At 68.2% G+C, this 14,294-nt stretch carries 13 protein-coding genes; 4 read left to right on the top strand and 9 right to left on the bottom strand.

Features of this window, described 5'->3' with window-relative positions; genetic code table 11:
* Positions 1 to 36: 36 nt before the first annotated feature.
* From QE363_RS18690 to QE363_RS18675, 4 genes are all read left to right on the top strand, one after another.
* Positions 37 to 2,322, top strand: a complete 2,286-nt coding sequence (locus QE363_RS18690; RefSeq protein WP_309697701.1) for a TonB-dependent siderophore receptor — start codon at positions 37 to 39, stop codon at positions 2,320 to 2,322.
* Positions 2,323 to 2,407: 85 nt separating this feature from the next.
* Positions 2,408 to 3,220 carry a ferredoxin--NADP reductase gene (locus QE363_RS18685; RefSeq protein WP_309697699.1) on the top strand — a complete coding sequence of 271 codons (813 nt, stop codon included), beginning with the start codon at positions 2,408 to 2,410 and terminating at the stop codon, positions 3,218 to 3,220.
* Between the two features lie 131 nt (positions 3,221 to 3,351).
* Complete coding sequence (locus QE363_RS18680; protein WP_309697697.1) at positions 3,352 to 6,231, top strand: TonB-dependent receptor; 2,880 nt, start codon at positions 3,352 to 3,354, stop codon at positions 6,229 to 6,231.
* Between the two features lie 311 nt (positions 6,232 to 6,542).
* Positions 6,543 to 7,019 (top strand): hypothetical protein, encoded by a 477-nt coding sequence (locus QE363_RS18675; protein WP_309697695.1) that lies wholly within the window; start codon positions 6,543 to 6,545, stop codon positions 7,017 to 7,019.
* Between the two features lie 24 nt (positions 7,020 to 7,043).
* On the opposite strand, the gene QE363_RS18670 is transcribed toward QE363_RS18675, so the two are convergent.
* Genes QE363_RS18670 through QE363_RS18630 form a run of 9 tightly spaced genes read right to left on the bottom strand, consistent with a single transcriptional unit; the run spans position 7,044 to position 14,227 of the window.
* On the bottom strand, positions 7,044 to 7,337 hold the full coding sequence (locus tag QE363_RS18670) for a hypothetical protein (protein ID WP_307104648.1): 294 nt from the start codon (positions 7,335 to 7,337) through the stop codon (positions 7,044 to 7,046).
* Between the two features lie 2 nt (positions 7,338 to 7,339).
* Positions 7,340 to 8,353, bottom strand: a complete 1,014-nt coding sequence (locus QE363_RS18665; protein ID WP_307101024.1) for a chemotaxis protein CheB — start codon at positions 8,351 to 8,353, stop codon at positions 7,340 to 7,342.
* Positions 8,354 to 8,403: 50 nt separating this feature from the next.
* On the bottom strand, positions 8,404 to 8,847 hold the full coding sequence (locus QE363_RS18660) for a chemotaxis protein CheW (RefSeq protein ID WP_307101021.1): 444 nt from the start codon (positions 8,845 to 8,847) through the stop codon (positions 8,404 to 8,406).
* 25 nt (positions 8,848 to 8,872) lie between these two features.
* The gene (locus QE363_RS18655) at positions 8,873 to 9,250 is read right to left on the bottom strand and encodes a response regulator (RefSeq protein ID WP_056436364.1); all 378 of its coding nucleotides are present in this window, start codon (positions 9,248 to 9,250) and stop codon (positions 8,873 to 8,875) included.
* A gap of 32 nt (positions 9,251 to 9,282) precedes the next feature.
* The gene (locus QE363_RS18650) at positions 9,283 to 9,873 is read right to left on the bottom strand and encodes a chemotaxis protein CheD (protein WP_309698244.1); all 591 of its coding nucleotides are present in this window, start codon (positions 9,871 to 9,873) and stop codon (positions 9,283 to 9,285) included.
* 8 nt (positions 9,874 to 9,881) lie between these two features.
* Positions 9,882 to 10,898, bottom strand: coding sequence for a chemotaxis response regulator protein-glutamate methylesterase (locus tag QE363_RS18645; protein WP_307101016.1), 1,017 nt, complete (start codon positions 10,896 to 10,898; stop codon positions 9,882 to 9,884).
* Positions 10,898 to 11,755, bottom strand: coding sequence for a CheR family methyltransferase (locus QE363_RS18640; RefSeq protein ID WP_309697691.1), 858 nt, complete (start codon positions 11,753 to 11,755; stop codon positions 10,898 to 10,900). Before QE363_RS18640 ends, QE363_RS18645 begins: the two co-directional genes overlap by 1 nt.
* On the bottom strand, positions 11,752 to 13,944 hold the full coding sequence (locus QE363_RS18635; RefSeq protein WP_309697689.1) for a chemotaxis protein CheA: 2,193 nt from the start codon (positions 13,942 to 13,944) through the stop codon (positions 11,752 to 11,754). The genes QE363_RS18640 and QE363_RS18635 overlap by 4 nt, the downstream gene beginning before the upstream one ends.
* A 13-nt stretch (positions 13,945 to 13,957) precedes the next feature.
* Positions 13,958 to 14,227 (bottom strand): lipid asymmetry maintenance protein MlaB, encoded by a 270-nt coding sequence (locus QE363_RS18630; protein ID WP_307101010.1) that lies wholly within the window; start codon positions 14,225 to 14,227, stop codon positions 13,958 to 13,960.
* Positions 14,228 to 14,294 lie beyond the last annotated feature (67 nt).

Below are 14,294 nucleotides of genomic sequence, written 5' to 3'. Positions count from 1 at the left end.
TGAGAGTCACTATCAATAGCGGTTAAGGAAAATATCATGCGGGGATTTCGTGCGGCATGGCTGGCGGCCTGCGCCACGGGCGCCCTTGTCGGCGTCGCCACGCCCGCCATGGCCACACCGGCCATCGCCGCGCCCAGTCCGGGGGACGACGATCCCCAGCGGCTGCGCAACGAGGAGATTGTGGTCGAGGGACAGCGCGAGAAGAAGAGCGCGGTCTCGGGCACCAAGACCGACATTCCGCTGATTGCCACGGCGCAGAGCATCACGGTTATCGACCAGGGGGAACTGACCCGGCGCAACGCGCTGTCGATCAACCAGGCGCTGGGCTATGTCGCGGGGGTCGCGCCCAACCAGCGCGGCAATGTCGCGACCCGCTACGACCAGCTCTATCTGCGCGGCTTTTCGCCGGGCGTGTTCATGGACGGGATGCGCCTGCTGGGCGGCGTCTATGCCATTCCGCAGGTCGACTTCCACCTGGTCGAATCGGTCGATGTGGTGAAGGGCCCGGCGGGCGTTACCTATGGCTCGGGCACGCCGGGCGGGCTGATCAACCTGACCAGCAAGCTGCCCTATGCCGGGGCGGGCGGCCGGATCGAGCTGGCGGGGGGCAATTACGCGCTGCTGCGCTCCAGCATCGACGTGAACCAGCCGCTCGACGCCGACAATCGCTGGCTGTTCCGGATGATCGCGGGGGCCGAAGAGTCGGACGGCTTCATCCGATCCACCGCCAATCGCCGTTACTATGCGCGGCCGATGCTGACCTTCGCGCCCGACAAGGCGACCAGCGTTACGCTGATCCTCAACTATCAGCGCGATCCCGAATCGGGGTCGTATAGCGGCGTGCCCGTCTATGGCTCGGCGCTGCCCAATCCGTTCGGGGTGCTGCCGGTCGATTTCAACACGTCGGAGCCGTCCTATGAGGCGTTCGACCGGACGCAGAAATCGGCGACGATCCTGTTCCGCCACGACCTGAACGACCGGCTGAGCTGGACGACGAACGCGCGCTATCTGGCGATCGGGCTGCATTATCGGCAAATCTATGGATCGGGCTTCCTGACGCGCGGCACCGGCGCCAATGCGAACAGCGACCTCTCCACCCTGCAACGCGGCGGCGGCGGATCGGACGAGGCGTTCCAGACCTTCACCGTCGACAATCACCTGGTCGGCAAGCTCGATACGGGGCCGGTCCGGCACACCATTCTGGGCGGCGTCGACTGGCAGCATAATCGCGGCGAGAATTATCAGGCCTTCTACACCGGCACCAACGCGAACCCGGTGTTCAACATCCCGAACCTCAGCCTGTTCGCCCCGGTCTACGGCGTGCCGCTGCCCAGCTTCCCGCTCACCCAGACGCACAATTACACCAAGCGCGATCAGGTCGGCCTGTATCTACAGGACCAGATCGCGATCGGCGGGCTGCAACTGATCGCCAGCGGACGCTGGGACAGCTACAACCAGACGACGCAGAATCTGAACACCAACGCGGTCTCGCGCCTGAACCAGACCGCCTTCACCACCCGGTTGGGCGCGCTGTACGAGACCCGGTTCGGGCTGGCCCCCTTCGCCAGCTATTCGGAGAGTTTCGAGCCGCAGACGGGCAGCACCTGGGACGGGCGGAACTTCACCCCCGTCACGGGCCGCCAATATGAGGCGGGGCTGAAATACCAGCCACGCGGCACGACCGCGCTGTTCACCCTGTCGGCCTTCGACCTGCGTCGCCGCAACGTGCCCGTCGCCGATCCGAACGCGGGCACCGGAAATATCCCGACCAATTCGCAGGTGCAGATCGGCGAGGTCGCGATCCGCGGGATCGAGCTGGACGGGCGCGGCACGCTGGCCCCCGGTTTCGACGTGACGGTGGCGGCGACCTATACCGATCCGCGCGTGACGCAGGGGACGCGGGTGGTCGGCACCGGCGACCAGCTGAGCGGTGTCACCGGCACCCGGCCGCTCGGCGTGCCGCAATGGAGCGCGTCGAGCTTCCTGTCCTATGATCTGGGCAAGGCGGGTATCGCGGGCGCGCCGGGCGGGCTGAGCATCGGGGCGGGCCTGCGCTATGTCGGGGAATCGGACGGGACGGCGACCACCGTCGCGGCCGGGAAGACGGTCGTCCGCCGTTTCCAGTCGCCCGATTACTGGCTGGCCGACTTGATGCTGGGCTATGACCTGGGCCGGGTCAGCCCGGCGATGGAGGGGCTGAGCCTGACCGCCAATGTCGCCAATCTGTTCGACAAGCGCCACATCACCAGCTGTTTCTTCAACAATGGCTGCTATTACGGGGCATCGCGGACCTTTGTAGGCAGCCTGCGCTATTCTTGGTAAGGGCGCATCCGATTCATCGAAACTGACTGTTCGCCCGCCCGCCGATCGACCGGCGGCGCGGGGCGGGCCCCAAGGAGTGCGTGGTTTGTCGACCGATACTGTTCTGCCCGAACTGACCCCGACCGCGGCGCTGAGCGTCGAGACGGTTCAGAGCGTCCATCACTGGAACGAGCATCTCTTCTCCTTCGCGATCTCGCGCCCCGACAGCTTCCGCTTCCGCTCGGGCGAATTCGTGATGATCGGGTTGCAGGGCGACAACGGCAAGCCGCTGCTCCGCGCCTATTCGGTCGCCAGCCCCTCCTATGACGAGAAGCTCGACTTCCTGTCGATCAAGGTCGAGGACGGCCCCCTGACCAGCAAGCTGCAAAAGGTGCAGCCGGGCGACCATATCTATCTGGGCCGCAAGCCCACCGGCACGCTGGTCGCCGATGCGCTGCTGCCCGGCAAGCGGCTGTTCATGCTGTCGACCGGCACGGGGCTGGCCCCCTTCCTGTCGGTCGCGCGCGATCCGGACATCTATGACATGTTCGACGAGGTGGTGATCGTCCACTCGGTCCGCCGGGTCAGCGACTTGGCCTTCCATGACGAGCTGGCGGGCAAGCTGGCCGAGGATCCCCTGGTGGGCGAGGTCGCGGCGGAGAAGTTCCATTACGTCCCGACCGTCACGCGCGAGCCGTTCCACACCACCGGCCGCATCGACGCGCTGATCGACGATGGCCGCTTGTTCGCCGGGCTCCCCAGCGCGCACGGCTTCAATCCCGAGACCGACCGGATCATGATGTGCGGCAGCATGGAGATGATCAAGTCGCTGGGCGCCAGGTTCGAGGCCATGGGCTTCCCCGAAGGCTCGAACGCGCAGCCGGGCGCTTATGTGATCGAAAAGGCGTTCGCGGGCTGACCCGTTCCTCCCCGCGAGGGGAGGAATGACCACCGCTCCGCATCCCTGCGACATTTGTCGTCGCGGGCGGCACATTTGTGCGACATTTGCGTCCTAACGCCCAACGACAGGATTTGGGAAAAGGGCGAACGATGCGGCTTTGGGCGGGTTTGATGCTGGCGAGTGCCATGCCGGCGATCGCACAGGCGCAGGAGGCCGCGACGCCGCAAGGTCCGACCGCCGCGACACCCGCCCCGGCTACCGGAAATGCGGTTACCGGAAATGCGGCCGCCGCCCCGGCCGCCACCGCTCCGCAGGCGGAGAAGCCCCAGGGCCGGACCTCGGGCGCCCAGGCCCCGCAGGCCGAGGCCGAAGAGGAGGAAGGCGGCGAGGGCGACGTCGTCGTCAACGGCCGCCGTCCGCCGGGCACCGTGCCGGGCGACATCCCGCCCGACCAGCAGCTGAGCCCCGCCGACATCCGCAGCTATGGCGTGTCGAGCGTCGCCGACCTGCTGACCGAACTCGCGCCGCAGACGACCAGCGGGCGCGGCGGGTCGCCGGTGATCCTGCTCAACGGGCGGCGCATCGCGGGCTTCCAGGAGATTCGCGACCTGCCGACCGAGGCGATCCTGCGCGTCGACATCCTGCCCGAGGAAGTATCGCTCAAATTCGGCTATCGCCCCGACCAGAAGGTCGTGAACTTCGTCCTGCGCCCGCGCTTCCGCTCGCTGGCGACCGAGGCGATCGCGCTGGCCCCGACCGAGGGCGGCTCGGCACAGGGGCAGGGGCGGCTCGACTGGCTGGCCATCCGGCGCGACAAGCGGCTGAGCATCCATGCCGATTATCAGGAAACGTCGCGGCTGACCGAGGCCGAGCGCGATATCACCGCCCCCGCCAGCAACGCCGCGCTGGGCGGCAATCTGGTCAGCAGCGATCCGGCGCTGGTCGCGCTGACCGGCCGGACGCCCAGCGTGGTCGGCATTCCCACCGGGCTGAGCGGCGCGCCGACGCTGACGCAACTCGCGGCAAGCCCGACCAACAGCACCGACGTCACCCCCTATCGCACGCTGCAATCGGCGCAGCGCCAGTTCGGCGCGAACATCGTCTATGCGCGCAACATCTTCGACAAGGTCGCGGCCTCGTTCAACGCACAGCTGGAGACGACGCAGAGCAACAGCTGGAACGGCTTGCCCTCGGCCAGCCTGACGCTGCCGGCGGGCAATCCCTACTCCCCGCTGTCGACCAATGCGACGATCAGTCGGTTGAGCGATGCCTATGGCCCGCTGGTCCAGGACAATACCGGGCTGACCGCGCATCTGGGCACCGTGTTCAACGGCGATCTGGGCCGGTGGCGCTGGTCGCTGACCGGCGCCTATGACCGGACCGAAAGCCGTGTCGCCACCGACACCGGGCTGGACGTGACGGGGCTTCAGGCGCGGTTGAACGCGGGCGATCCGACCGCCAACCCCTTCGGGCCGCTCGACGGGCTGGGGCTGGCGGCGCGCAACTATGCGCGGTCGACCTCCTCGACCGGCGAGATCGACGCGCTGCTCAACGGCCGGGTCTTCGCACTGCCTGCGGGCGACGTGCAGGCCAGCGTCAAGCTGGGCGGCGAGACCAATGATTTCTCCAGCCGCTCGACCCGGTTCGGCACCGTCCAGACCGGCGAGGTGTCGCGCGACATCGTCAACGGGCAGGTCAATCTCGACTTCCCCATCGCCAATCGCGATCGCGGCATCCTGAGCGCGATCGGCGACCTGTCGCTGAACGTCAATGGCGGGGCGGATCATCTGTCGGACTTCGGCACGCTGACCACGGTCGGTTACGGCGCGAACTGGTCGCCGCTGGAGGGGGTGCGCTTCATCGCGTCCTGGACCGATCAGGAGGATGCGCCCACCCCGCAGCAGCTGGGCAATCCGACGATCACCACCCCCAATGTCCGGCTGTTCGACTATGTCAGCGGCACGACCGCGACGGTGACGTCGGTCAGCGGCGGCAACCCCGCGCTGGTCGCGGACAATCGCCATGTCATGAAGCTGGGCGCGACGGTGAAGCCGTGGAACGACCGCGACATCAACCTGACCGCCAATTATTTCCGCATCTCGACCGACGATCCGATCGCGTCCTTCCCGACGCCCACCGCCGCGATCGAGGCGGCCTTTCCCGACCGGTTCACCCGCGATGCGGCGGGCAATCTGCTGCGCGTCGATTCGCGCCCGATCAACTTCGCGCGGACCGAGCGGTCGCAGCTGCGCTGGGGGATCAACTTCTCCAGGCCGATCAAGTCCAAGATCCAGAAGGAACTGGAGGCGTTCCGCGCCGGGACCGGCCCCAATCCCTTTGCGGGGATGACTTTCCCCGGCGCGCGCGGTGGCCCCGGCGGACCGGACGGTCCACGTGGCGAGGGGCCCGGCGGTGGACCGGGCGGCGGCCCCGGTGGTCCCGGCGGCCCCGGCGGCCCCGGTGGTGCCGGACCGGATCGCGGGCCGGGCGGCGGTGGCGGTTTTCGCGGCGGCGGCGGCGGCTTTGGCGGCGGTCGTGGCGGTGGCCGCGTGCAATTCGCGCTCTATCACACCTGGACCTTCGCCGACCGTGTCACCGTCGCCGATGGCGGCCCCGTCCTCGACCTGTTGCGCGGCGACGCGGTCGGGTCGAGCGGCGGCAGCTCGCGCCACCAGCTGGAGGCGCAGGCGGGCTATAACAATAACGGGCTGGGCCTGCGTTTCTCGGGCAACTGGCGCAGCGCGACGCGGGTCAATGGCGGCACGGCGGCCAATCCGCAGGCGCTCGACTTCGGCAGCCTGGCGACGGTCGATTTCCGCCTGTTCGCCGATCTGGGCCAGCGGCTCGATCTGGTCCGCGCGCATCCCTGGGTCCGGGGCATGCGGGTCAGCCTGTCGGTCGACAATCTGTTCAACCAGCGCCAGCGAGTGACCGATTCGACCGGCACGGTGCCGATCGGCTATCAGCCGGGCTATCTCGATCCGCTCGGTCGCACCGTCCGCCTGTCGGTGCGCAAGCTGTTCTTCTGACGTTTCAGCGGCACCGGCCCGCTCCCCGCCCGGCCTCCCATCCAGGATATTCTGTGGGAGGCCGGGCGGGGGAGCGGGCCGGTACCGCCCAGACGCGCCTCCAGCGCGTTTCCGACGGACTCTCCCGTGCCGATCGCTCCGAAGCGGGAGCAAATTGGCGCCTTTGCGGACAAGTTTCTGATTAACTTAGGACAGATTAGCTGACATCTTCCCGTTCATGAATTGCGGCGCTGCGGCATAACCGGAATATGTCGCGACGCGCCGCAAGGACGGTTTGGGGGATCGATGGAATGGGCTGGGGAATGCAGGTCATGAGCGACCGCTTCGATATCGGGGCGGAACCTGTGTCCGAGGGGATCGACGACAGGCTGCGGCGGATCCGTGCCGAGCTGGAGGCGGTGGAAACCCTGGTCCGCTCCGAGGCGGAGGCGCGCATCACGCCGGTCGAGATCGGGCGGGTGGTCCGCTCCGCGCGCGAGGGGATCGGGCGCTTCTTCGATTCGTCGCTGTTCGCCGATCCGGCGTTCGACATGCTGCTCTTCGTCTTTCTGGAGGAAGAGGAGGGGCGACAGGTGGAGACCAGCGCCTGCTATCGCGCTTCGGGCGTGCCGCGCACCACGGCGGTCCGCTGGATCAACATGCTGTTGTCGATGGGGATGTTCGAGAATGCGCCGCATCCGACCGATCGTCGGCTGACGCTGTTGAGTCTGAGCGAGCAGGCCCGCACCGGGATGCGCCAATGGCTGGGCACCATGCGCCCGCTGATCGAGCGTATGGCCGCGCGCTGATCGCTCGGCGGGTCGACTAAGGGGTCAGGCGGCGCGCGCGGTCCGTTCGCGCAGGCGATCCGCCAGCGTTTCCAGCGTGACCCCCTCGATCCGCGCGGCCACCGGCGCGTCGGATCGCAGGATGTCGGCGATGGCGAGCTGGGTCTGGGTGATCCGGTCGACCGACTGGATGCTGACCATGTGGCGGCGCAGCGTATCGCTGTCGCTGCCCAGGTCATAGGCCAGCTCGGCCAGGGAGCGGGTCAGGTCGACCAGCTCCTCGGCCAGCGCCAGCGCCAGCTCGCGCTCCATTCCCGGCATGGGATCGTGCGCGACCATGGTCACTTGCTACAGAGCTTGAGGATGTTGGCGGCGATCGCGTCGCCCGCGATCGGCTGCGACGCCATGCCCTTGGACAAGGTGAAGTCGGTGCCGTTGCGCCCGATGGCATAGGCCCCGCCCGCCATCATCGCGCGCAGGCCCGCCGCGCCGTCCTCGTCGTCCAGCGCGACCAGCACGCCCAGGCTGTTGCTCCCCGCCGCCTTGGCGACCGAGGCGAACAGCAGCGAGATGGAGGGACGCTCGCCCGCCACCGGCTCGCGTGCGAGCAGGCGGATGGAGCCTTCGGGCCAGCTGTCCACGACCATGTGCGTCTCGCCCTGCGGCGCGAAATAGATGGTGCCCTGTTCCACCTTCATGCCGTCGGTCGCCTCGACGACCTTGGGCGCGATCTGTTCGCGCAGTTGCTCGATCATCGGACCGAGCAGGCCGGGGCTCATCTGCTGCACGACCAGGGTCGGCGGGCAGTTGGCGGGGAAGGTCTGGAACAGGTCGAACAGCGCCTGGGTGTTCGCCGCATCCGCGCCGATCGCCAGCAGGCGGCCGTTCCAGTTCATGTCGGCGGCGGGCGCCTTGCGCGCGGCGGCCAGCTTGCCCGCCTTGGCGCGCTTCAGATCGGCGTTGCGCGCCGACTTGATCCGCTTGCCCAGCTTGCCGATGATGTCGTCCAGCTCGGCCTGCACCGCGACCTTGGGCTTGGGGAAACAGTCGATCGCACCCAGCCGCAGCGCCTCGACCGATTCGGCGGCGCCCGCGGCGGTCCGGGTCGAGAACATGATGACCGGCATCGGCCGTTCCGTCATGATCTCGGCCAGATAGTCCAGCCCGCTCATGCCCGGCATCTCGACGTCGAGGGTCATCACCTCGGGTCGATACTGGTCGACCATCTTGCGCGCTTCCTGCGCACCGTCGGCCGCACCGACCACGGTCACGCCCTTGATCCGCTCCAGCGCGCCCGAGATCAGAACCCGCATCGTCAGCGAGTCGTCGACGACAAGAACCTTAACGTCCGCCATTACCCAATACCTTCCAACGGATCCGCCGCTATCACACAGAAACCAGGGATTTATGCGGCTTCGGCGGTTAACGAAACGCTATCGGACAGGCGGTCGAGCGCCAGGATCAGGATCAGCCGCTGTTCGATCGTGGCCAGCCCTTCCAGATAATGCGCCGCCGTCGCCTCGCCCATGTCGGGCAGGGGCTGCATCGCCTCGGGCGGGATGGTCACGATGTCGTTGACCGCATCGACGATCAGGCCCTGGAGCTGCTCGCCGATCCGCACCACGATGATGACGTGCCGGGCGCTCGGATCGGTCACGCCCCAGCCCAGCCGGTGCCGCAGGTCGAGGACCGGCAGGACCACGCCGCGCAGGTTCACCACGCCGCGCACATGCGCGGGCACGTTTGGCAGCGGGGTCGCGGGCGACCAGGCGCGGATCTCGCGGATGGCCATGATGTCGACGCCCAGTATCTGGTCGCCGAGCTGGAAGGTGATGAGCTGACGCGACATGGTCGGGTTCCTCGGGATCAGGGGATCAGTGCAGCACGCGGCGGATGGCCGCGGCGAGCTTTTCGGGGTTGAAGGGCTTGACGATCCAGCCGGTCGCCCCCGCCTCGCGCGCGCGCGCCTTCTTCTCGTCGGAGCTTTCGGTGGTCAGCACCAGGATCGGCAGGTTGCGGTGGCCGGGCTGGCGGCGCAGCGCCTCGATCAGGCCGAAACCGTCCATGCGGGGCATGTTGATGTCGGTGATGACCAGATCGGGCGCGGTGTCGGCGGTGACTCCGTCCAGCGTGTCGAGCGCATGAACGCCGTCCTCGGCCTCGAGCACCCGATATCCCATATCGGTGAGCGCGGCGCGCAGAAGCATTCTCATGCTGGGCGAATCGTCCACGGTCATGATGAGTTGGGACACGAATGGGCCTTTCATGGAGGTATCGAGAGTCATCAGAAGAATTCCACGTCGCCGGTCGCGGCGGGTGGGGGTGGTGGAGCGGGGCGTGCGGCGCGCGGTGCCGGAACCGCCGTATCCGTCACATGGCGGCACCGGGCCAGGCCCAGCGCGGGGCGGAACTCGACGCGACGCGCGCTGATCCCGCCGACATCCTCGCCGACCAGCGCGATCCGCTCGTCCGCCAGGAAACGGCGGGCGAACTGCGCATTGGCGGTGCCGATGTCGCGGAACCCGTCGCGCATCATCGCCCCGCCGAACAGCCGGGCCTTCAGGCTGTGCCGCTGGGCGCCGAGCGCCATCATCGCGTTGATCAGAACTTCCATCGCATAGACGCCATAGCGCTGCATGGATTTAGGATCGGTTTCCGCGGCACCCGGTTCGGCGAGCAAAAAATGGTTCAGACCGCCGATTCCCGCAACCGGATCGTACAGGCAGGCCGAGATGCAGCTGCCCAGCACGGTGGTCAGCACGACCTCCTTGTCCTGGCTGACGCGGGTTTCCCCCTGGATCACGTTGATCCGGCGAAGACCGTCGCGATGCGCCAGCCGGGTGAACGACGGCGGCGGCGGAAAGGACTGGGCCATGGCGACGATCACGCCCGGCACCGGTCGATCAGCGCGGGCGCGATACGCGTCAGCGTCAATTGCTTGGTCACCGCACCCACCTCCTGCGCGACGCCGGGCATGCCATAGACGACGCAGCTGTCACGGTCCTGGCCGACGGTGAAGCAGCCCTTGCCGCGCATCGCGAGCAGGCCGTCGGCGCCGTCGCGGCCCATGCCGGTCAGGATCGCGCCGACCGCCTTGGTGCCGACATTCTTGGCGACGCTGTGGAACAGGCGGTCGACCGAGGGGCGGTGGCCGCTGGTCGGATCGTCGGGGATCAGGCGGGCGCGATACTGGCCCTCGGTGCCGCCGACCTCCATGTGATGGGTGCCGCCGGGCGCGAGATAGACATGGCCGGGCAGCAGCGGCTGGCCATGGCGCGCCTCGGCCACGGTCGGCTTGGACAGCCGGTCGAGCCGGGCGGCGAAGCTGGTCGTGAAGGTCGCGGGCATATGCTGCACGATGACGGTCGGCGGGCAGTTGGCGGGAAAGCCGCTCAGCACCTGGATCAGCGCCTCGACCCCGCCGGTCGACGCGCCGATCGCGATCAGCGAGCCGGGGATCGGCTTGAAATCGGCCATCGGCACCGGCGCGGCGGGCGTCATGTCGCGCACGCGGATGCGGCGGCTGCTCGCGGCGGCCTTGACGCTCTCGGCGATGCGCGGATCGACGCAGTTGGTCGCGGGCTTGGCGCAGCATTCGACCGCGCCCAGCTCCAGCGCGCGGATGGTGGTGTCCGCGCCCGCCTGGGTCAGCGTCGAGAGCATGACCACCGGCATCGGACGCAGCCGCATGACCCGCTCGAGGAAGTCGAGCCCGTTCATGTCGGGCATCTCGACGTCCAGCGTGATGACGTCCGGGTCCAGCGCCTTGATCATCTCGCGCGCCTGGTGCGGTCCGTTGGCCGCGCCGACCACTTCGATATCGGGGTCGCGGCTGAGCATCCCCGCGATCAAGGCGCGCATGGTGGGGGAGTCGTCGACAATCAATGTACGTACGGCCATCAGGATACTTTCTGGAAAGCGGTGCGACCGATGCAGTGAAAGCGCGCCGCTACTTCCGGCGGGATGCGTTCGGCGTGACCAATGTAGAGGATGCCGCCGTCGACCAGCTGGTCGGCAAAGCGGGCAAGCAGTTGGGCCTTGGTCGGTTCGTCGAAGTAAATCATGACGTTGCGGCAGAAGATCACATCGAATGGCCGCCGCATCGGCCATTTGCGGAGCAGGTTGAGCTCGCGGAACGCGATCGGTTCGCGCAGTGCGGGCGACAATTCGTCCATCTCGCCGACCCGGCGGCACCAGGCCGATCGCATCGCGGCGGGCATGGCGCGCGTGGTGTCGAGCGGATAGCGGCCCGCGCGCGCGGTCGCGATGACGCTGGGCGACAGGTCGGTCGCCAGCACCCGGAAATCCTGCCGCGCCAGCTTGTCGGCGGCGCGGGTGTCGGTGCCCAGGATCGTCATCATCAGCGAATAGGGTTCCTCGCCGCTGGAACAGGCGGCCGACCAGACGCGCACGCGCCCGCCCGAGGCCAGCCGTTCGGCGAAGCCCGGCCAGAGCGATTCCCGAAAATGTTCGAAATGATGGTTTTCGCGAAAGAAGGCGGTGTGGTTGGTGGTCAGCGCATCGACCGCGCGGGCGCGTTCCCCGGCATCGCTGGCGACCAGCGCCAGATAATCGGGAAAGGTCGACAGCCCGCAGGCGCGCAACCGCCGCGCCAGCCGCCCATAGATCAGCTTGGCCTTGGTATCGGGCAGCAGGATGCCCGATTCGGCATAGATCAGATCCGCGATCGCGCGATGGTCGGCCGCCGAGAAGGCGAACTCCATCTCGCGTTCGGGAAGGGCGGCGAAGGCGTTCACGCGGCCAGGTCTTCGATGAAGGCGCCCGAGCTGCGCCCGTCGCGCCGCCAGCGGCCGATCAGCGCATCGACGTCGAGGATCAGCGCGACCCGGCCGTCGCCCAGGATGGTGGCGCCCGCCAGGCCATGGATGGCGCGGTAATTGGCCTCCAGGCTCTTCACGACGACCTGGCGCTGGTCCTGGATCGAATCGACCATCAGCACGGCCTGGCCCTGGTCGCTTTCGACCACGATCAGCACCGCATCCTCGGGCTGCCGCGTCGCGCCGCCCACGCCCAGCTGTTCGCCGACGCGGTGGACCGGGACATAGGTGCCGCGCACGTCGAGCAGCGGCGACTGGCCGCCGACGAAATGCACCTCGTCCACACCGGGACGCAGGCTCTCGACGATATGGGTCAGCGGGATGACGAAGGTCTGATCGCCGACCGTGACGATCATGCCGTCCAGCACCGCCAGCGTCAGCGGCAGGCTGAGCGAGAAGCTCGACCCCTTGCCCAGTTCGGACTGGATGCCGATGCGGCCGCCCAGCGCCTGGATGTTCTTGCGCACCACGTCCATGCCGACGCCGCGCCCGGAAATATTGGAGACGACGGCGGCGGTCGAAAAGCCGGGGGCGAAGATCAGATTGTCGATCTCTTCCTCGGAAAGCTGCGCGTCGGGGGCGATGATGCCGCGCTCGATCGCCTTGGCCTTGACGCGCGCGCGGTCGATGCCGCGCCCGTCATCGGCCACCGTGATGACGATCCGGCCCGACTGGTGCGCGGCCGACAGCGTGACCACGCCCTCGCTGTCCTTGCCCAGCGCCTTGCGGTCCGCCGGGGTTTCCAGGCCATGGTCGACGGCGTTGCGGATCAGATGGGTCAGCGGCTCGCCGATGCGCTCGACCACGGTCTTGTCGACCTCGGTCATCTCGCCCTCTACCTCCAGGCGGACGCGCTTGCCGGTTTCGACCTCCAGTTCGCGGATGATGCGCGGCACGCGGCTGAACACCGTCTTCATCGGCTGCGCGCGGATCGCCATGGTCGAATCCTGAAGCTCGCGTGTCAGGTGGTCGAGATCGGACAGCTCGGAGATCGAACCCATGTCGTTCTCGGACAGGCGCTGCGCCAGCATCGCCTGGGTGATGACCAGCTCGCCGACCAGATTGACCAGCCGGTCCAGCTTGTCGAGATCGACGCGGATCGTCTGCGCGGCGGCGGCGGCGACGCGCGGGCTGTTGGCGGCCTCGGTCACCGACACGACGGGGGCGGCCTCGGGCGGCGGCGGGGCGGCGGGGGCGGCGACCACCACCGGCGCGGCGGGTTCGATCACGACCGGCTTTGCGGGGGCGGCCTCGACCGGGGCGATGGGGAGCGGTTCGGGCTCGGCCACGGGTTCGGCGACCGCTTCGGGCTCGGCCGATACGGCGTCGCTGCGGGTGACGGTCAGGCGGCATTGCGGATCGGCGAAGTCGAACACCGCGCGGATGTCGTCCTCGTCGATCGCGCCGGGCAGCGCCATGGTGACGCCGATATAGGCGCGCTCGGCATCCATTCCGTCGAGCAGCGGCAGCTCGGACAGGTCGGCGGACAGGGTGCGGCCGCCCATGCGCGCCAGTTCGCGCAGCGCGAGCATCGGCTCGGCCCCGTGATCGAAGGCGCGCGGGCCGGGATAGACGGTGACGATCCACTCGGGGGCGGCCGCCTCGACCGGGGCGACGGGCTCCTCCAGCATCGCGAACAGCGCGTCGAAATCGTCCAGCGCGGCGGCGGCGGCGGGCGACTCGGGGGCGGCGGCCGGCTCGACGACCGGTTCGGCCGTGCTGCTGGCGATCTCGCCCTTCGCGGCGGCGTCCAGCCGTTCCAGCATCGCCTCGTCGGCAGGCACGCCGCCCTCGCCGCGCGCGGCGGCGACATGGTCGGCCAGCGTGTCGAACGCGGCGACGATCAGGTCGATCAGCGACTCGCCCAGCGGCAGGGTGCCGTTGCGGATCAGGTCGAGCACCGTTTCGTAATGGTGCGAGAAATGCTGGAGCCGTTCATGCCCAAAGGCGCCCGCGCCGCCCTTGATCGAGTGGACCGCGCGAAAGACGGTGTTGATCGTCTCGTCGTCGTGACGGCCGCGCTTCAGATCGGCAAAGGCGGTTTCCAGCGCGCCGAGGCCTTCTTCGCATTCCTGGAAGAAGATCTGCTGGATCTCATCGAGATTCATCGAGTCGGGCCTTTCAGGCAGCGGCGACGAGGGTGTCGAGCCCCGCCAGTGCGATCATCGAAGCCAGCGCTTCGGAGGGGTTCTGGAGTTCGAAGTCGGTCCGGATCGAGGCCGCCATCGCCTGCGCGCTGGCCAGCACCTGGAGGCAGGCCTGCCCCGCCTGGGTCACCTGTGCGCCGTCGAGCGCGATGGCATCGCCCGATGCGATCAGATCGAGCAGCGCCTGGCGCAACGGGGCTGCGGCGGTGGTGTCGAGCACGGGGGCGAGGGACAGAGCGGTCACGGGAAGACTCCAGACGCGGGGTTCGATGACAGAATGGATCAGAGGTCGTTAAAAAAGCGTGGGTTGC

Origin of the sequence: Sphingomonas sp. SORGH_AS_0870 (assembly GCF_031453175.1) — a bacterium.
GTDB lineage: Bacteria > Pseudomonadota > Alphaproteobacteria > Sphingomonadales > Sphingomonadaceae > Sphingomonas.
This window is presented reverse-complemented; position numbering and strand designations above follow the sequence as displayed.

Excerpts from the sequence above, each read along its gene's own strand:
- QE363_RS18650 (WP_309698244.1), bottom strand. The coding sequence starts at position 9,873 with ATGGCCCAGTCCTTTCCGCCGCCGCCGTCGTTCACCCGGCTGGCGCAT.
- QE363_RS18680 (WP_309697697.1), top strand. The coding sequence starts at position 3,352 with ATGCGGCTTTGGGCGGGTTTGATGCTGGCGAGTGCCATGCCGGCGATC.
- QE363_RS18645 (WP_307101016.1), bottom strand. The coding sequence starts at position 10,898 with ATGGCCGTACGTACATTGATTGTCGACGACTCCCCCACCATGCGCGCC.
- QE363_RS18660 (WP_307101021.1), bottom strand. The coding sequence starts at position 8,847 with ATGTCGCGTCAGCTCATCACCTTCCAGCTCGGCGACCAGATACTGGGC.
- QE363_RS18670 (WP_307104648.1), bottom strand. The coding sequence starts at position 7,337 with ATGGTCGCGCACGATCCCATGCCGGGAATGGAGCGCGAGCTGGCGCTG.
- QE363_RS18690 (WP_309697701.1), top strand. The coding sequence starts at position 37 with ATGCGGGGATTTCGTGCGGCATGGCTGGCGGCCTGCGCCACGGGCGCC.
- QE363_RS18635 (WP_309697689.1), bottom strand. The coding sequence starts at position 13,944 with ATGAATCTCGATGAGATCCAGCAGATCTTCTTCCAGGAATGCGAAGAA.
- QE363_RS18665 (WP_307101024.1), bottom strand. The coding sequence starts at position 8,353 with ATGGCGGACGTTAAGGTTCTTGTCGTCGACGACTCGCTGACGATGCGG.
- QE363_RS18675 (WP_309697695.1), top strand. The coding sequence starts at position 6,543 with ATGAGCGACCGCTTCGATATCGGGGCGGAACCTGTGTCCGAGGGGATC.